This is a genomic window from Psychrobacter sp. ER1, assembly GCF_048631835.1.
In the GTDB taxonomy this organism is placed as follows: domain Bacteria; phylum Pseudomonadota; class Gammaproteobacteria; order Pseudomonadales; family Moraxellaceae; genus Psychrobacter.
In genome coordinates, this window is the sequence record NZ_CP184640.1 from 1250078 (window position 1) to 1269365 (window position 19288).

Genomic DNA, 19288 nt, shown 5'->3' on the forward strand with positions numbered 1-19288 from the left:
GATAACAACGCACAGCGGGTCTAACCTAAAAGCCAAACCCGCAACCCGTCAGAAATTCTATTTAAAGAATTTCTCTTGCGAACCTAAAATTGCAATGCAATTTTTTAACGGTTCTTAAATCTTACACGCACCGCCAGCACAATCATCTTCCATATCCGCTTGGGCATCGTTCGCACCATCACGAGTGTTATGGTAGTACAACGTCTTCACACCCATTTTATAAGCGTTTAGCAAGTCTTTTAGCAATATCTTCATCGGTACACGGCCACCAGCATAACGAACTGGATCGTAGTTGGTGTTGGCAGAGATACTTTGATCGACGAACTTCTGCATGATAGCGACCAGCTTTAGGTAACCATCATTGTTTGGCATTTGCCATAGTAGCTCGTACTGATCTTTTAGGGTAGCAATCTCAGGCACGACTTGCTTTAAGATACCGTCTTTTGACGCTTTGATAGAGACCAGACCACGTGGTGGCTCGATACCATTGGTCGCATTGGCGATCTGACTAGAGGTCTCAGACGGCATCAAGGCGGTTAGGGTAGAGTTGCGTAGACCGTGCTCAGTGATCTCGCCGCGTAGCGTTTCCCAATCGAGATGTAGCGGCTCTTGGCAGATTTTGTCCAAGTCGGCTTTGTACGTATCAATCGGCAAGATGCCTTGTGAGTACGTGGTCTCATTGAACGCAGGGCACGCGCCTTGCTCTTTTGCCAATTTGTTTGACGCTTTCAAGAGATAGAACTGCAACGCTTCAAACGTCTGATGGGTCAGACCAAGTGCGCTGTCGTCAGAGTAGCGTGCGCCATTCTTAGCTAAGTAGTAAGCATAGTTGATTACGCCTACACCGAGCGTACGACGACGCATGCTGCCGTTTTGAGCCGCTTTTACTGGATAGTCTTGATAGTCGAGCAGGGCATCAAGCGCCCGCACGATTAGCTCAGCTGGCTCTTCGATGTCGCTAACGTTTTCGACTTTACCCAAGTTGACCGCTGATAGCGTACAAAGGGCGATTTCGCCTTCTTCGTCATTGATGTTGTCCAGTGGCTTGGTCGGTAGCGCGATTTCCATACATAGGTTTGACTGGCGAATCGGGGCAACCGTCGCGTCAAATGGGCTATGCGTGTTGCAATGATCGACGTTTTGGATGTAGATACGACCTGTGCTCGCGCGCTCTTGCATCATTAGGCTGAACAAATCAGCTGCTGGGATCTGACGGCTACGTACGTTAGGATCATTTTCGTACTTGGTATATAACTCTTCGAATTTGTCTTGATCTTCAAAGAATGCATCATATAGGCCTGGCGTGTCACCTGGTGAGAATAGCGAGATATCTTGGCCTTTGATTAGGCGCGTGTACATCGTTTTGTTTAACTGTACGCCGTAATCCATATGACGGACACGGTTGTCTTCGACGCCGCGGTTGTTTTTCAGTACCAGTAATGACTCAACTTCTAAATGCCATAGTGGGTAGAAAAGAGTCGCAGCACCGCCACGGACGCCACCTTGTGAGCAGCATTTAACAGCAGTCTGGAATAATTTGTAGAACGGGATACAGCCAGTATGCTGTGCTTCACCGCCACGGATAGGGCTACCAAGGGCACGGATGCGACCTGCGTTGATGCCGATACCAGCACGCTGTGACACATAGCGTACGATGGCGCTGGTGGTCGCGTTGATAGAGTCTAGGCTGTCACCACATTCGATCAATACGCACGAGCTAAACTGACGCGATGGCGTACGCACACCTGACATGATAGGCGTCGGTAGTGAGATTTTGAATTGTGAGGTCGCATCATAGAAGCGCTTCACATAGTTCATACGCTCTGATTTTTCGTAACGGCTAAACAAGCACATACCGACCAGCATGTACAAGAACTGCGGGCTTTCATAGACAGTCTTGCTCACACGATCCTGTACCAAGTACTTACCAGCCATTTGCTCAACAGCGGCATAAGCAAGGTTCATATCGCGCCAGTGATCAAGATACTCTTCTAACTCATCAAATTCAGCACGGCTATAGTCAGCTAGGATGTGCTGATCGTATTTGCCAGCGTCAGTCAAAGTTTTGACATGGTCATATAGGTGCGGCGGGGTAAATTTGTTATAAGCAATCTTACGTAGATGGAAGATGGCCAAACGCGCAGCCAGATATTGATAGTCAGGCGTGGTCTCAGAGATGAGGTCAGCGGCAGATTTGATGATGGTTTCGTGAATGTCACGCGTCTTGATACCTTCATAAAACTGGATGTGTGACTTTAGCTCAACTTGCGATACCGACACGTTGTCCAAGCCATCCGCAGCCCATGCGATTACCTTGTGAATTTTGTCTAAATCAATAGGCTCTAAACGTCCATCACGTTTGGTTACTTGGATTTTGTCAATATGTGTCATGCTGGCCTCTATTGTGATTGCTTATAGTGATGCTACGCGCCGAGTGGGCGGCAGACATTCTTTATAACGCTATTATGCGGGATTGTGATAGGTCGTTTTTTGGACAAAAGACTGCCACTACTCATAGTGATGGTTAAAATCACTGAGTACTACATATAGCGTGTTTGTTAATTGGTAGGCACAATATAGCGGGAAAATTTTGAAAATACTATATTGATTTTAGAATAAAACTATGTTGCTACAAGGTTGTAGGCAGTCCAAATTTTGGCAAAGGACGATGGGATAAGGGTTAGACGCAAATGCGGTCAATAATAAAATTTTTGTAAAAATTTCGTGACGATTTACTTTTCATTCTCTCGGTTATTGTCGACTGATACTGGGAGTCATAGCGGCAATAATGCGGGCGCAGATTGTACATCAAACCACAAAAAATCGCCACCCATAACTTATTACTAGCGAGTGACGATTTGGACTAAAAAGGCGTGAAAGTTTTCTATGCGACTTATAAAACAATACGAACCGTTTTTGCATTATCGAGTGCCGCATAAAGCGCATTCACTTGCTCAGCAGCCGTTAGGTACAAATTAACCCGTGCTGAGTGAAAACGACCCGTTTTAGACGGCTTAACTTCGATAGACGCCAAATCAAAATCAGGGAACTGGCTACCCAAAATTAGCTTTACTTCATTAAGCAAACTCTCACGCTCGCCTTCATGACCGATGATGCTTAATGGGTAGTTCATCGGGAACTCCCAAAGCTCTGGGTTTTGAATATCAGTCTTTTTGCCTACCAATGCGCCTTTATTTGGCGTCAGGTCAGTGACTTTAACTGACGGCTGATTGCTGGTTGGGTTATTTGTGCTGTTGTCGTTGTTGTCTTTTGAATCATCACTCATGATATGAGCCTCGCTTATATAGGTAAATAGAAAAAGTTAATCAGTCATTAGCGGTAAATAAGTAACTAACATTAAGTCATTCGAAAATCGCTGCTTGCTATAGACATTTAGTTAGTTAGACATCTGCTCAAATCATGCCAAAAGCATAACGCCAGAAACTGAGACAGGCTCAGTATGGTCGTAAGTGGCATTTAAATCGGTCAAGCTATAGTCGATTCAATTTAAAAGTAGTACAAGGCAACCGAGTGTAGATGTACATGTGATACTTCAAGCGAGGTTAACGCTGTCATACTTTTATAGTGGAATGGCTATATTAGGCAGAGAATATATGCACTGTTTATAGTGGTCTATGGACGATTATTCAAGTAAAGTCTGTATTTAGTCCGTTTCATCTTAAAGTAGTAAGTTAAGTGGCTTTTATTAAAACTATTAATGGAAGCTATTATTGCAAATAACCATTGATAGGAGTGATATCAGGCGGAATATCCGTCTCTCCCAATGCCTCTCGTAGATTAATCTCGATAGTGCGTGACAAGGCAGTCAAAGGTAACTGGTTAGCCGCTAAGCCAAAAGGCTCTTCTAACTCTTCACTAAGCGCGTCCAAACCAAAAAAGGTATAAGCAATCACCGCACAAACCAACGGGGTTGCCCAACCGAGTGATGCCACCAAACCGAAGGGCAACATAATGCAATATAAATAGGTCGTGCGATGTACCAGCAGCATGTAAGCAAAGGGCAGTGGTGTGTTATGAATGCGCTCGCACGCTGCCAGTACAATTGTCATAGAGGTCAGGCGTTCATCCATATTTTGTATGACTTGTTCCGATACCAGTCCTTGACGCCGAATATCGCCAAGCTGTTTACCCATTAGGCGCATTATATAATCAGGTACGTTTTTCGCTTGGCGCATACGGTCATGGTGTATCGCTGCAACAAGAGGCTCGATATCCGCCCAAGGTGGCGTACCACGCAATCGGTGGCGCACCGCATGGGCAAACGCAATGGTCAGATATACCATCGTTCGCTGAGTATCGTGTGCAGTCGCATTGTTATCCTCGCTATCATCTATGGCAGTCGCATCGTCCTCATCTATAAAAGACAGTACTTGGCGCGTTAAGCTACGAGAGTCATATACCAGCTGACCCCATAGTCCGCGCGCTTCCCACCAACGCTGATAACTGGCATTGTTTCGAAACCCAAGAAACAACGATAAGGCAATCCCGAGCAAGGTAAACGTTGCCATACCATAATAAGGAAACGAGTCAGGCATCCAGTGCTGAATAATCGTGATGAGCGTACTAAGAATAGTAATCAGCAAAATTTGCGGATAAATTTTTGGAATGATTGATCCACGTAGAGTGAAAAATATCTTAAGGGCATTGGGTGTTTGCCGGACAATCATGTCAGTTTCCTAGCGATGGGGTATATGGAGACACTATTAAATGTCTCGTGTGATTCTAATACAGAATCGAGATCTGTAAAGCCCAAAAGGCTATAAATTTATTCAAACAAAAGAGTAAGGTGATTACTTAAGCTCGGTAATTGGGATAGCTAAAGGAGTTGAATGCTCGGCAAAAAGGGAAATGTTTTTATTAATCTACTTTATGTATGTTAAAATGACGCCAAATATCACTTCTTAACTCTATAAAAGCTGTCACCACAGAGATGAATACGCCACCCTAGCTGTACCCCTCCTCAGTAATGATTGCTTCCTATAGCAATTACTCTCATAAAGCGTCTGACGCTTTTTCTTGTGCGCATGCACTGCTTTAACGTTTGTATCACTATTCGATATATCTAATGGATCGTAAAGATTACCCCACTAAAAGTACGTTATGACGATCACTCGCTAACTATGAACGTTCACATTTTTATATTTGTCATTTGATAGGCAATGGGCAAAGTATCTAGATAAAGATGTACCTAGATCGAGATGCGTCAAACTTTTCATGTGAGCTGATTTTTAACTACTTTTTAGATGCTTTCCAAATAGATGCTTTCTAAATAGTGATTAGATACTTCGTTTATTGACAGACTAAAGCAGTTACCCAAAACTGAGTTAAATACGTTAAATACAATTAAAGAGCATTGGCTATCCAATGCGCGCGGCGATGTCTTGGCTGGCATGGTCGTCGCTTTGGCGCTTATTCCTGAAGCGATTGCGTTTTCTATCATTGCTGGTGTCGATCCCCAAGTAGGGCTTTATGCCTCATTTTGTATCGCAGTAGTGATTGCGTTTGTCGGCGGTCGTCCAGCGATGATTTCGGCGGCGACGGGTGCGATGGCGTTACTAATGGTGACGCTGGTCAAGGATTATGGATTGCAGTACTTGTTAGCAGCCAGTGTGCTGACAGGTGTTATACAGATTATATTTGGCTTCTTAAAGCTGGGGAATCTGATGAAATATGTGTCGCAATCTGTGGTACTGGGCTTTATCAATGCCTTGGCTATTTTGATTTTTATGTCACAGGTTCCTGAGCTGATGCCGCAGGCAGGTTCAAACCTAGTACACGTATACGGTCTTGTGGCGCTAGGTCTAGTCATTATCTATGGCTATCCATATATTCCAAAGATCGGTAAAGTGATTCCATCGCCATTGGTCAGTATTGTGCTGGTTACGGCTATAGCTATCTTATTAGGTGCAGAGGCTCGAACCATCAATGATATGGGTCAGCTACCTGATACCCTGCCGATGTTTTTGATACCTGATATCCTGTTGAACTTAGATACGTTGATCATTATTTTCCCGTACTCTATCAGTTTGGCGATAGTGGGCTTACTTGAGTCTATGATGACCATGACTATCGTAGATGATTTAACTGATACCAAAGGCGACCGTACGCAAGAGTGCAAAGGCCAAGGTATTGCCAATGTTGTTAGCAGTTTTTTTGGCGGGATGGCAGGCTGTGCGATGATTGGCCAGTCGATCATCAACGTCAAATCAGGTGGTTATACGCGTCTTTCTACTTTAGTAGCAGGTGTATTTTTATTATTAATGGTGGTGTTTTTAAGCGATTGGCTAAAGATTATTCCAATGGCCGCATTGGTCGCTGTAATGATTATGGTGTCTATCGGTACTTTTAACTGGGGTTCCTTTAAAGAGCTAAAAACCAAGCCGCTGCAAAGTAATGTGGTCATGATTACGACCGTTGCTGTGGTGGTCGCAACGCATAACTTGGCCTATGGCGTATTGATTGGCGTGCTGCTGTCAGCATTGTTCTTTGCCAATAAGATTGAGCGCTGTATGAGTGTGCATAGTCACATGAATGAAGCAGCGCAAACGCGTTATTATCGAGTGGACGGACAAGTATTTTTCTCATCAGCAGAGCGTATGATTGACTCCTTTGATATTAAAGAATCTGTCTCTAACGTGGTCATTGACGTGTCGCGCGCGCATTTTTGGGACGTGACAGCAGTCGCTGCCATAGATAAAGTGATTATTAAATTTCGCCGTGAAGGCACTGAGGTAGAGCTCATCGGTTTGAACGAGGCGAGCCAGGCGATGATAGACAATTTCGGTGTGCATGATAAGCCAGATGCTGAGCAAAGCTTAGGCGCGCATTAAATTAGCTATGTATCAATAGTGTCATATTGATAAATACAAAAAGGCTGAGTATATCTCGGCTTTTTTTATGCAGATTAAAACCTGATTAGAAGACTATATTCTTTTATGGATAAAGTTTTTACAAGCTAATAGGATGGCAGAAGAGAAGGAATAGCTAGAAGGGAAGAAGTACTGGTTTGGATGATGCGGTATGAAGATAGTTAATCGTTATATTGAAATATCTAGATGTTTTTTAACAAAGAAAAATAGCTCTAAAGATTATGAGAAATTTTTAAAGCTTCAACAGCTCTTTTTCAACTTCATTGAGAAATGCTTCGATGTTAGCTTCATGACGCTGATAAAACGTCCATTGTCCATGGCGTTCGGACGTAACCAATCCTGCTTTTTTAACACACCCATATAGTTTGAAATGGTTGATTGCGACAATCCAGTTTTTTCTTGGATGTAGCTGACGCATACCCCATCCAGATTAGCATGCTCTGGTAATGACGCTGGAAAGTTCGACCTGTCCTTCAACCACTTTATGATTTGACGACGCATGGGGTTGTTAAGTGCAGATATTATGTTTTCTGTATTCATAAAATGTGTGATATCGATACCTAGTTAATAATCAACAACTGTCAGAGTGGAACATTAGATTTTTAGTTTACTCATTATGAGTATAAACACTAAAGCGGAGTAGAATCTATTTACCGCCAATGTGCCAACCATATACAAATAAACGGCTACTAGTAGGATACTGCTTATAACTAGCGTTTATATTCTGACTATACGTTTCTATAACAGTAGAGTATACAGCCAAAACTAGATTAATTATGACAGTTGTACTGTCTAGTCATCGGAATATTGTCGAATAGTAACAATATATGACGGGTAAAAAAGATTGTTTTAAATCGAATCTAACAGTAAACGTTGTTACGACTGACTTATTAAATACACGTTAGTTCTTTGCCAAACCAGCAGTAAAATAGTATTAGAAAGCTTCTGACATGACAAGGGCGTGTTGAATATTCAACACGCCCTTAATGCTTTATGTTCTTAAATTTTATTAAACTTTTTTATTAATCTGGTTAGCGTCGCGGCAGAGTGCCAAAAAATCTAATAAGCATCGTCGTGATATTTTAGCTTTTTAGAAATGCCTCAATTTTTGGTTTAATAGTCATAGAGACAATAACCATTAAAGTCAATCCTACTGGTAATGCAACTAGAAACCCTTCTAACCAACCGTTTAAAAATGCTGTTTGATTAGCAAAACCAATTGTCTTTGTGGCAGTACTAAAGGCCAACATAGACTCCATTATACAAGCCATCAATATACCTGTAATGAGATTGCGCTTGTACGCTTTGGTATTAGGTAACTTATGATTAATAAATTTTGTGACCAGACCCATCGGTAAGAAGCCAATCGGCATAATCGCATACGCTGCTATTAGCGCTCTAGACCAGTCTATAAAAAATGTATCGGAATATCCGACATTCATATAGGTCATCACACCTGTTAAGAGACCACCTATGACAGTCATTAAGGCAAGTATTAATAACACTTTGTAGAGCAACGGTGTTTTTTAGTGCCATCATTCTTAGCGCCACCACTTTTAGAACCATCAATGAGCAGGGTCTCGGTATTTACTGGCATAGTATTTGGAGCCATCGTTATTTTCCTATCATAAAGAGCAATTACTTAGTCGGTGTTTTTTTCTGCTTGTCGATCGCTTACAGACTGGTCTTCTGCAACACCTGCTTTCCAGTAAGAAAAGGCATATAGCTCATCCTTAGACCACTGTTGCTCGACCTTTAGGTAATGGCGTAGCGCTTTGACAGATGAGAGTTCGCTAGCGATATAAGCAAAACGGCTCTGTTCTGCAGTTGGCAAATCGAGAGATTTTACTGTGTCGATTAATTGGCTGCCTTGTGTTGGATCTGGGTTATGTAACCATGTCATGATGATATTGGCTGCTGTCGACAACTTTTGTTCATCTTCTACACCGTGTACTTCGATGATGCATTGACCAGTCGCGCTGGCAGGCAAGGTTTCTAGTATTGAGCCGAGCACAGGTATCGCTGTGGCATCGCCAATCAGTAGAAAATTATCTGCATCAGGACAAAGCGCTTTGGTTTTAGGCTTCATTAAGATACCAATCTCGTCGCCAACCTCAGCATGAGTAGCCCAACCTGAAGCAGGCGCCTCGTCACCATGAGCGACAAAATCAATCCAGATCTGTTGTTTTGCTACATCAGCGCCGCGATGAGTATAAGTGCGAACAACGAATGTAGTATTGTCATTTAGGTCAATTGGCTGAGCTTTATCGACAGGAATAAGTACTTTGTTATTTGCGCCAACTGTCATAGTCGCGATATTGGCAATAGTATCTGTTTGCCCTGTGAGGTATATACGGATGTAGTGCGGAGTAATCATTTGCTTATGAGCAACGGTCATGATTTCGCGTACTGGTTTTTGATTTATTGTGTTATTCATACGGATCTTTCCTTACTTATTTATCGGTAGTCTTGCTGCTGCTAACGTTGTCTATCATGGTGCGACTGACACGGAAAAATAACGCAAGCTCTACGAGGCTTAAATCTTTTGTTAATTGCTGTCTTGTCCATTCTTCCGCTGCATCAAGCTTTGTCATAATCTCTTCACCTTTAGGGGTCAGCTGTAGTAATTGGCTGCGACCATCAAGCGGATTATCTGTCTTCAAGATTAGCTCAGCCGCCAATAGGTCATTTAAGGCACGAGTGATTTGCGCTTTGTCTCGCTGTATATGTTTAGAGATAGATAGCGCAGTGCTATTCGGGTTATAGCAGACACCTTTTAAGGTTCTGATATTGGTTACTGACAACTCTACCCCTTGCTGACGAATGCCTTCTAACAGTAGATTGGTATAGGTATGCATCAATTGATGTAGTGTTTCGCTCAATGAATTGTTAGACATAAAAACTCTTTGATATAGTTGATAGAAGCAACTATATATAATAAAGTTGATAGTGTCAACTATAAAGTGATTTTTGAAGGAGCGTCTGTATCTATAGTTAGATAATTTTCAATGAAATAAGTTATTAGGAAGTAAGAAAAATAAGGGTATATCTTGAAGGAGGAGCTCTTGGATTAAAGGGATTTATGACTAGGACGCTATGCAATTAAGGAGCTTTGTAATTAATAAGCTTTGTAATTAACAAATGCTGTGATTAATAAGTTCTAGAATTAAAAAGCAGGCATAAAAAAGCTGAGATATACTCAGCTTTTTTATTTTTAACGATTATCAAAAGCCTATTAGCTAGGCTCAATATTTTTCTGAAAATTTAGTCATTTTCAAGGAAAGAGCGCAAGTGTTCAGAACGTGATGGATGACGCAATTTACGCAATGCTTTCGCCTCAATCTGACGAATACGCTCACGCGTTACATCGAACTGTTTACCGACTTCTTCTAGAGTATGATCGGTTGGCATATCGATACCGAAACGCATTTTTAGGACACGCGCTTCACGCTCAGTCAGGTTGCCCAATACATCACGAGTCGCTTCTTGCAGACCAGCAGCAGTCGCATCATCGACAGGGCTTGAGATCGTACCATCTTCGATAAAATCACCTAGGTGCGAATCTTCATCATCACCGATCGGAGTTTCCATAGAGATAGGTTCTTTGGCAATTTTCAGTACTTTACGGACTTTAACTTCGTCCATCTCTAAGCGTTCGCCTAATTCCTCAGGTGTTGGCTCGCGCCCCATTTCTTGTAGCAATTGACGTGAGACACGGTTGATTTTGTTGATGGTCTCAATCATATGCACAGGAATACGAATGGTGCGCGCTTGGTCAGCAATAGAGCGGGTAATCGCCTGACGAATCCACCATGTGGCATAGGTCGAGAACTTGTAACCACGGCGATATTCAAATTTATCGACCGCTTTCATCAGACCGATGTTACCTTCTTGGATGAGATCCAAGAACTGTAGGCCACGGTTAGTATATTTTTTCGCGATAGAGATAACCAGACGTAGGTTGGCTTCGACCATTTCTTTCTTAGCACGGCGAGCTTTCGCTTCACCAACTGCCATACGACGTGCCACATCTTTCATATCGTGGATTTTCATGTCGAGCTGCTGCTCATAATCACGAATGCGGCGTTGAAGTAAAATGACGTCGTCTGTGACTTTTTCTAAGGTACCAGCAAAGGCAGGCTTACCTTTGATACGTTCAATCAACCAATCAACATTGGTTTCATTGCTAGGGAAGGTCTTACGGAACTCTTCACGCGGCATACGACCACGGCGAATCACTAAACGCATGATTTGACGCTCTTGCTTACGCACGTCATCATAGACGTCATGCATGATAGCCATGACTTGATCTGACAAGCGGTTGTTTAGCTTCAACATCATAAAGCGTTCAGCAAGTAGGGCATACGCGGTATCAGCCTGTACGCTACCACGGCCATAATCAAGCAATGCTTGCTTGGCTTTAATGAATAGATGCTCGATCTCTTCTAGGCGTAAACGAACTTCTTCTGGATCAAGACCGCTGGTTTCTTCTTCAGCTTCGTCTTCAACGTCATCTTCATCTTCGTCGTCATTATCAAGCGCGGCTGCTTTCGCATTGACCTTAGCTTTGATAACCGGTGGGTTTTCTTTTTCTTCTTTGATGCGTTCACGCTCTTCTTTCGCCGCTTCCTTTGCTTCTTGAGCTGCGATTTTGTCTTCTTCGGTTTCAGGGTCTAAGAAACCTGTGATGACGTCAGATAGCTTTTTTCGCCGTCTTGGACTTTTTGATACTCGTCAAGGACAAACTGTACGGTACCAGGCCAGTAAGACATGGCATGCTGTACATCACGAATACCTTCTTCGATACGCTTAGCAATGGCAATTTCGCCTTCGCGAGTTAGTAGGTCAACCGTACCCATTTCACGCATATACATACGTACAGGATCAGTGGTACGACCAGGCTCAGTTTCAACAGAGGCGAGTACTGCCGCTGCCTCATCTGCTGCCATATCATCATCACTTGAATCATCGTTCATCAAGATGTCATCGGCATCAGGAGCTGATTCAAAGATTTTGATACCGACATCGGTCAGCATTTGCACAATGTCTTCGATCTGATCGCTTTCGGTAATAGAGTCGGGCAGCTGGTCATTCACCTCAGCGTAGGTAAGATACCCTTGCTCTTTGCCCATTTGGATTAAGGTGGCCAGTTGAGATGTGGACTTAGAAACTGACTTATCGTTCATAAATACTCGCTTACTTGCATCGGACATTTTTATATTGTGACACGCTATCGCTCGCTCTTTGCGTTGATCTTATCAATCGATTGATCAAAATATGGCGTAGAGGTTGTCAATAATATCAAAAATGAGTTGATATGAATAAAGGCTCAAAACACTACAATAACAATGCTGATAAACAGCTAAAAATTAGAAAAGCTAAAAAGACTTCAATACAGTACCCAAAAAATATAGTACTTAAAATTTAATACTCAAAAATAGTATCTAAAAGCTGATACGTAAAAATAATACCTAAAATTTGTGCTTAACGATGCATGCTCACAATCATTCACCAAGCAGTGCTGTCAATATACAGCGATACAGTTTAACACAGACCACAGTCGTCAAGCACGAGCTAGTGATAGCTACCGACCATTTTTTACTGATTATTTAATATCAGCTAAATGATTTGGGAGCGACTCATGCTACTGGGCATAATCATTAGTAGTGGGGGCAGCTGCTAGACTTTTAAAGGGTCAACATTTGAAATTAAACATTAAGACTGCACAGTGACCATCTGTGCCGATTGCTCTGCCTGCTGTGCGCGTAGCCAATCATTTAATAATTGGGTTTGTTTACGGACGATCGCAAGCTTAATATGATCAGGGTTCTGTATCAGCTCTTGTATTTTTTCTTCATATTGCGCTCAAGCAGCTGGCTGACTAGCTCTTCGATTAGGCCATCAAGCCCCAGAATATTGCGTGCGGTTAGCGCTTTTATAGAAGCCGCCCCAGTTACGGCTAAGCATATCTTGGGTGGCAGGCTTTACGTTTGATAAGATAAAATGCGCCGCTGCATTGACATCTTTTGGTAGGTAATTAAGACAGCGCTTGATAGTACTTACGATATCTAGCAGAGCAGCATCTTGCAAGTCTTCCCACGCAAGAGGACGCAGCGTATCAGGCGATGCTTTTTGTTTGATATGAGCAGGTAGGTGTAAGCCATTAATACCTGACTGTTGCCAAATCGACTCAATAGGGTCATCGATTAACGCGCGCGGCTGAAACAAAAAGCACAGCTGCAATTGCTGACTGATGGTCATATCACCATCAAAATCTAGCAGCGCATCTTTGGCCTCGACATTCTGACTGCGCCTGCCGCCAAGCTTTTGATAAACGTCATTGTTGAGCAAATAGCGAAAGCTACTGCCTTTGGGTAAGGCGGTCGTCAACGAGCGTACTTGAGACATGAGCTTGGCTTTGCCTTCAGCCAGACTCATGTCATAACGCTCACTCAAATACGCAAAGATATACTGTGATAGCGGCATGGCATTAGCGATTTGCTCACGCATGGCATCGCTGCCCTGACTCTTAATAAAAGTATCAGGATCATGATTGTTCGGCAGGGTTAAAAACCGCAGCTCTTTGTCATCGGCCAGTACAGGCAGCGCAACTTCAAGTGTACGCCAAGCGGCTTTTTGTCCTGCACTATCTCCATCAAAGCTCAAGGTAAGCGTTGGATTGAGTGTCAGTAGACGCGATATTTGGCTTTCATTAATCGCTGTACCCATCGAGGCGATTGCCCCATAAATACCTGCTTGATACAGGGCAATCACATCCATATAGCCTTCGACCACCAGCCAGCTGTCTGCGCGCTGCTGACGTGATTCATAATAGCCGTATAGTACATGCTGCTTATGAAAGACGGGTGAGTCTGAGGAGTTGATATATTTAGGCTTTACTTCGTCATCGAGCGCTCGACCACCAAAACCGATAGTACGACCTTGGTTGTCACGAATTGGGAAGATGACTCGGTCGCGCAATAGATCGTAGTCACGGCCAGACTCTGATTGACGTACCAATCCTAAGGCTTTTAGACCCTCAATATCCTGCGGAAATTGATGTTCAAGATGCTGCCAACCAAATGGCGCATAGCCCAGACCAAAGGTCTCAAAGATATCTTCTGTAATACCGCGCGATAAAAAGTAGTGTTTGGCATGGGGATGCGTGGTCAGATTGTGCTGATAGAACTGCTGGATTTGCTCTAGCAGCTCATACAGGTTGCCATCTTTATCATCGCTTTGCTCAATGTTATGAGCATCATGCATACCAGCGCTAGTATCGGTATCTGTCAGCCATGCTGGCGGATAGCCACTGTCATCTGAATGGTTTGGTGAATACGGCTCTGAGGAATACGAGTCTATCGAATAGGGCGCTGAATCATACGCCTCTAATGGTGGAAAGTTCTCGTAGCCCTGATTGTCATCGTAGCCCTGATTGTCATTATAAATGGGCTGGTCGATGTAGTTTTGGTCACTTTGGACGACATTATTTTGATGACTGTCTTGATAAATGCCTTGACGATTATTTTGATGATTGTCTTTATTTGTACCGTCTTGGCTTACTTTGCTATGTTCTACAGTTGGGCTAGGCACATTGTGAACTGGTGGCGGTGCAATAGGTTTGGGTGCGCGACGTTGATAACTAACGTTTTGCTGTTCTTCTTTGGGTACTTCAATGCCTGTTTGCTTTGATAGTTCATTAACAGCTTCAATAAATGTCAAATTTTCATAATCACGCAAAAAACTGATGGCATTGCCACCGACGCTACAGCCAAAGCAGTGATAGATGTTTTTTGTGGATTGACATAAAAGGAAGGCGATTTTTCACCATGAAAAGGGCAGCAGCCTTTATATTCACTACCAGCGCGTTTAAGCGTGGTGTGTTTGCCAATGATGCTGATCAGGTCAGCTTGGCTATTTAGTTGTTCAAGAATATGGTTAGGAATGCTCATACAAAAAACAGTTTACCATAGGTCGATTATGTTGGGGCAGAGGTAATAAGGTGCTGCTAGAAAAATAAGGCCAACATAATGTTGACCTTATTATCAATGAATACAGACTGTGTTAGTTAGGCTAAAAGACTTAACGTAATCAATTATTATCCATATCATTCACACTGTCGTCATTTAGTGTAGTGCGACGTGTCGGATTGGTATTTAGTGGATCGACGTTGGCTTCTCTTGCAGTTGAGCCAGTACTTGATTGACTGGTTACGCGCTCAGCTGACGCTTCAGGCAGACCTAAGCCTACGCTAATACCATTACGTGCAGCAGCATTATTGGCGACTGGAGTATTGGCAGGCGTCGTGTTAGCCCCTGCTAATCTCAACTGGGCTGCATTACGAATCATTTGTGTCTTGGTGGCGCCGTTATACTCGCCAGATGCGACTGATTTGTCAGTTGTGTTCGAACGACCAAGCTTGCCAAAGGTAATCTTATTGAGCCAAGTACGGTCACGTTTGGTGCTTAATTTCACACTACCGTTGCTGGTTAGCATTTCTGGGTAGTTGATCTGCAATAGCGTTTTGTACTCATTGGCCAAATCGGTTAGACCAAGTTTTTCATGGCTATAAGCTAATACCGCAAGAGCATCTGGCGTTGACTCACTAAGCGGGTAGTACTGGAATACCCATTTGGCACGGTTGACCGCTGCTACATAAGCTTCACGCTCGATATACCAATTGGCTGCACTCATTTCGCTCTCAGCAAACTGGTTATAGATGAACGTCATACGCTGAGCGGCATCTGGTGCATACGGGCTGTTTGGATATTTATTGATAAGCTCTTGGAAGTTGGCAAAGGCAATACGCAAATACGCGGTATCACGCTCAGCTTGGTTCAGTTTAAAGAGCTTTAGGCTCTCAGATGAACCTTCCATATTGGCAACGCCGCGCACATAGTAGGCATAGCTGACTTGTGGATTAGACGGATACAGACGGATAAACTGCTCAGCACTAGCTGCCGCCATCTCATACTTGTCGCCTTCGTATTGTGCATACATCATATCAAGCAAGGCTTGCTCAGCGTACTGTCCGGTTGGGTAGAATGTGCGCAGATTGGTCAGCTCTTCGATACCTTGGATATAGTGACCTTTGTCAATCTGATTGACGGCCTCGTTATAATACCCTTGCTCTGATTTTTCAGCTGTTTCTACTGCCTCACCATCTTTGGCGCCAGTTAGATTTTTGAAAGTCTGGCAACCCACTAGATTGACGCTAAGCGCCAGTAGGGTTATTGAGGACAGTTTGATAAACGTATTGCCAACAGCTTGCATACTTCTTCTCCGACACAAGACGCATAATAGCAGCGGCGCTATCATGCTATATAAAGGTTAGTGATAAAAAACGACGCTAAATAGTCAGCGATCCACCAGCAAAAATTTTTTATCGAATGCAGTTTTTGTTATGACGTATTGTACTGATAGATTGGGTCTGATACATAGTGCTTGTATAGTAAGTCAGTCATAGACCACATGCATTCAACCATAATCAAACGGTTTAAATGGCAAACACGGTCAACAAAACCCAATGCTATTTTCATACTGTATCTAAGTATGGCATTCGCATACGGTGCCATAGCATACAGCAAAACATGGCTATACTTTATAGAATAACATTTGCTACGTCTATTTTTTCGCCATCTATATTGTATAGGCAGTTTAACATGAGCGGCTGTCACGAGCGATATCGAATGTCGCTAGCGTGAGTAAATATACAGTAAATTACAGCAATGTCATGTTCTAGAGAGTTAAGCGAGACGTCTTACAGCCTAAAAGCATGCTCAAAAATTAACAGATAGCATGCAGCTTCTATAGGGCTTATGCCTGCAACATGATACACTAGAGCGGTATTGTCTTCGCTTTTTTGTACCTTGAAGGTGGTTATCTGCCGTTTATAGGCAAAAAACGATAATCAGAAAACGACAATTTTTTATACTGCTATTTATAATACTATCTTCGAAGTCACCTCACAAAACACTGTTAGGGGCTTTGCCACGTATCAATGTATCAATCCGCTATGAATAATGATGCCATGACTACCAATTTATCACCGAATCAATCGCTAGATACTGATTCATCAGCACAAGAGTCACCAATGCCAAATGATGTTTTGAACAATAATGAGCTACCTGATAATCAACCAATGATGAGTGAGCAAGTGCATGATGATGCGCTTGATAATGAAGAGTTGCTCATCGATGATGGTAATGATCTGAACGATAGCGACATTGATGATAATGATATTGATGACAGCGACATGGACGGCGACGACGATGAAGCCCCAGTAGCGGGTCAAGCTGTACCAGTGATTGTAGATATGACGCATGTGGTCACAGAAGATCAAGCTGGTCTGCGTATTGATAAGGTCGCCTCACAAGCGTTTTCAGACTTTTCACGTGTGCAACTCCAGAACTGGATTACTGACGGCAGTTTGCTCTATAACGGCAGTGTTCAAAAACCGAAAGTCCGTGTCAAAGCAGATGACGTATTGCATCTATCAACGACGTTACAGCAGCATGGCGAAGACCAACCAGAAAATATAGATATCGATGTTGTCTATGAAGACGACGACGTATTGGTAATCAACAAACCTGTCGGTATGGTGGTTCACCCAGGCGCGGGTAATCAAAACGGCACTTTGGTCAATGCATTGCTATATCATTATCCTCAGCAGCATCATTTACCGCGTGCAGGTCTCGTGCACCGTATTGATAAAGACACCTCTGGATTGCTATTGATTGGCAAAACCAAACCTGCTCAGATGGCACTAATGGAACAACTAAAAGACAAGTCTGTTTATCGTCACTATAAGTGTGTGGTGGCAGGGGACCAAGCAAGTTTATCTCGTCATCGTCGTATCGATGCACCGATTGGTCGACATCGCAACCAGCGTACTAAGATGACGGTGATGACTGCTGGTCGCGAAGCGGTAACGCATCTACTAAATGTCACACCATTGAACGAAAACTACTGTCTGCTAGATGTTGGACTTGAGACTGGACGTACGCATCAAATTCGTGTGCATCTAAGTCACATTACTTATCCACTAGTCGGTGACCGTGTCTATGGTGGCCGTCGTCAGTTGCGCTCTGGATTGACAGAGGCTCAGCGCCAAGCTATCAATAATTTCCGCGCCAAGCATTGCATGCCTATACGTTAGGATTTGTGCATCCGACGACAGGTGAAGACATTGAAGTAACGACGCCACTACCTGAAGATATGCAAAAACTCATGGCAGTACTAAGCGACGGTTATTATGAAGAGTAAACGCTAACGTTTACTAGATGAGAGGTGAGAGCGAGCAGCCATGACGAACACGTTCCCGATGACAATGATTGCGCAAATTGATGATGTGGCTGTTTTTCAGACGGCTGCTTTTGTGTATGATGATATTGATGATTCTGCTGCTAAAAATCAGCGTACAGGGTATGAGGGTCAGTCAAATTACGGTGAGCTAAATCTAGGTCTGCATGTCAATGATAATGCACTACAAGTATTAGATAACCGCATGAGTCTATTGGCTGCTATCAATGAGCAACTGACAGATAAGTCTGTACAAAATGAGCAGCATGAGGCTATTAATCGCTTGCATTGGGTCAGTCAGGTTCATGGTAAACATATTCATGATGTCGATGCTACTACACTGAATATGGCGCCACTGTCTGCTGATGCGATGGTCAGTCAACAAAATGGTCGCGGTCTGGCAATCATGACGGCAGATTGTGTGCCTATCGTGTTATATCAACCTACCAGTGGCAAAATCGCAGCGATTCATGCAGGCTGGCAAGGATTGGCCTGCGGTGTGATACAAGAAACTGTTAATCGCTTTACCGATTCAGGCCCTATACAAGCTTGGATAGGCGTTTGTATCAGTCAGGAAAACTATGAAGTAAATACAGACGTTCGCGATAAACTATTATCTGGGTGTATAGCTAACCAGACGTTATCACAGGCACATATCGATAACTTTGTGTCGCTATTTTCTATATCGTCTTATGATGACAAGATAAAGTTGGATTTACCGAAGCTTGCTGCCATGCAGTTAGAAGCTGCTGGTGCTACAGTCATGAATGACTTACCTGTTGACTGTAGTTACGCTGATACTCACTATTACTCGTATCGCCGTCAGACTCATATGCAGCAACCTGCAACGGGTCGGATGGCACTGGTCATCGTTCGTCGTTAGCAGCTTTATAGTCAGCGAACTACTAAACCGCTACGGTGTTACCCTCCCTAGATGTACTATATGTACAATCTACGGTCGGCTGCCTTGTAGCTGTTTTAGATTTCTTTGACTATATAATAATGAATAGTAGAAACAAAGTGATAAACAATAAAAAAACAGCAGATTATTCTGCTGTTTTTTATTTGAATGCTACATTTGTATTAATACAAGGTCT

The 19288-nt window shown here is 43.1% G+C and carries 10 protein-coding genes and 3 pseudogenes; 3 read left to right on the plus strand and 10 right to left on the minus strand.

Translation table 11 applies throughout. The annotated features are described in order from the left end of the window. Window positions 1-114 precede the first annotated feature (114 nt). The 3 genes from nrdA to ACOBWA_RS05735 form a co-directional block, all read right to left on the minus strand. Window positions 115-2391, minus strand: a complete 2277-nt coding sequence (gene nrdA, locus ACOBWA_RS05725) for a class 1a ribonucleoside-diphosphate reductase subunit alpha (RefSeq protein WP_420230456.1) — start codon at window positions 2389-2391, stop codon at window positions 115-117. 502 nt (window positions 2392-2893) lie between these two features. Then, window positions 2894-3184 (minus strand): YbeD family protein, encoded by a 291-nt coding sequence (locus ACOBWA_RS05730; RefSeq protein ID WP_420230727.1) that lies wholly within the window; start codon window positions 3182-3184, stop codon window positions 2894-2896. Window positions 3185-3728: 544 nt separating this feature from the next. Next, complete coding sequence (locus ACOBWA_RS05735; protein ID WP_420230457.1) at window positions 3729-4688, minus strand: bestrophin family protein; 960 nt, start codon at window positions 4686-4688, stop codon at window positions 3729-3731. A gap of 723 nt (window positions 4689-5411) precedes the next feature. Here ACOBWA_RS05735 and ACOBWA_RS05740 point away from each other — a divergent pair. After that, a complete protein-coding gene (locus tag ACOBWA_RS05740) occupies window positions 5412-6851 on the plus strand; it encodes a SulP family inorganic anion transporter (protein ID WP_420230728.1) in 1440 nt (479 codons plus the stop codon). Window positions 6852-7122: 271 nt separating this feature from the next. On the opposite strand, the gene ACOBWA_RS05745 is transcribed toward ACOBWA_RS05740, so the two are convergent. From ACOBWA_RS05745 to ACOBWA_RS05775, 7 genes and pseudogenes are all read right to left on the minus strand, one after another. Further along, on the minus strand, window positions 7123-7308 hold the full coding sequence (locus ACOBWA_RS05745) for a hypothetical protein (RefSeq protein ID WP_420230458.1): 186 nt from the start codon (window positions 7306-7308) through the stop codon (window positions 7123-7125). 664 nt (window positions 7309-7972) lie between these two features. Then, window positions 7973-8395, minus strand: a complete 423-nt coding sequence (locus ACOBWA_RS05750) for a DUF2798 domain-containing protein (RefSeq protein WP_420230459.1) — start codon at window positions 8393-8395, stop codon at window positions 7973-7975. Between the two features lie 137 nt (window positions 8396-8532). Further along, the gene (locus tag ACOBWA_RS05755; protein WP_420230460.1) at window positions 8533-9327 is read right to left on the minus strand and encodes a siderophore-interacting protein; all 795 of its coding nucleotides are present in this window, start codon (window positions 9325-9327) and stop codon (window positions 8533-8535) included. A gap of 16 nt (window positions 9328-9343) precedes the next feature. Then, the gene (locus tag ACOBWA_RS05760) at window positions 9344-9787 is read right to left on the minus strand and encodes a MarR family winged helix-turn-helix transcriptional regulator (RefSeq protein ID WP_420230461.1); all 444 of its coding nucleotides are present in this window, start codon (window positions 9785-9787) and stop codon (window positions 9344-9346) included. A gap of 367 nt (window positions 9788-10154) precedes the next feature. Continuing rightward, window positions 10155-12076, minus strand: a pseudogene (rpoD, locus tag ACOBWA_RS05765) (RNA polymerase sigma factor RpoD). A 999-nt stretch (window positions 12077-13075) separates the two neighbouring features. Then, window positions 13076-14842: pseudogene (locus ACOBWA_RS05770) on the minus strand (DNA primase); the annotation flags it as partial. A gap of 139 nt (window positions 14843-14981) precedes the next feature. Further along, complete coding sequence (locus tag ACOBWA_RS05775) at window positions 14982-16163, minus strand: outer membrane protein assembly factor BamD (protein ID WP_420230462.1); 1182 nt, start codon at window positions 16161-16163, stop codon at window positions 14982-14984. 757 nt (window positions 16164-16920) lie between these two features. Here ACOBWA_RS05775 and ACOBWA_RS05780 point away from each other — a divergent pair. Both ACOBWA_RS05780 and ACOBWA_RS05785 read left to right on the plus strand, forming a co-directional pair. Next, window positions 16921-18155 (plus strand): annotated as a pseudogene (locus ACOBWA_RS05780) (RluA family pseudouridine synthase). A gap of 40 nt (window positions 18156-18195) precedes the next feature. Beyond that, window positions 18196-19074 (plus strand): polyphenol oxidase family protein, encoded by an 879-nt coding sequence (locus ACOBWA_RS05785; protein ID WP_420230463.1) that lies wholly within the window; start codon window positions 18196-18198, stop codon window positions 19072-19074. Window positions 19075-19288 lie beyond the last annotated feature (214 nt).

Bases quoted from the DNA above. Each gene is read 5' to 3' on its own strand.
- ACOBWA_RS05740 (WP_420230728.1), top strand. From the start codon at position 5,412: ATGGTCGTCGCTTTGGCGCTTATTCCTGAAGCGATTGCGTTTTCTATC.
- ACOBWA_RS05775 (WP_420230462.1), bottom strand. From the start codon at position 16,163: ATGCAAGCTGTTGGCAATACGTTTATCAAACTGTCCTCAATAACCCTA.
- ACOBWA_RS05760 (WP_420230461.1), bottom strand. From the start codon at position 9,787: ATGTCTAACAATTCATTGAGCGAAACACTACATCAATTGATGCATACC.
- ACOBWA_RS05785 (WP_420230463.1), top strand. From the start codon at position 18,196: ATGACGAACACGTTCCCGATGACAATGATTGCGCAAATTGATGATGTG.
- ACOBWA_RS05735 (WP_420230457.1), bottom strand. From the start codon at position 4,688: ATGATTGTCCGGCAAACACCCAATGCCCTTAAGATATTTTTCACTCTA.
- ACOBWA_RS05745 (WP_420230458.1), bottom strand. From the start codon at position 7,308: ATGCGTCAGCTACATCCAAGAAAAAACTGGATTGTCGCAATCAACCAT.
- nrdA (WP_420230456.1), bottom strand. From the start codon at position 2,391: ATGACACATATTGACAAAATCCAAGTAACCAAACGTGATGGACGTTTA.
- ACOBWA_RS05755 (WP_420230460.1), bottom strand. From the start codon at position 9,327: ATGAATAACACAATAAATCAAAAACCAGTACGCGAAATCATGACCGTT.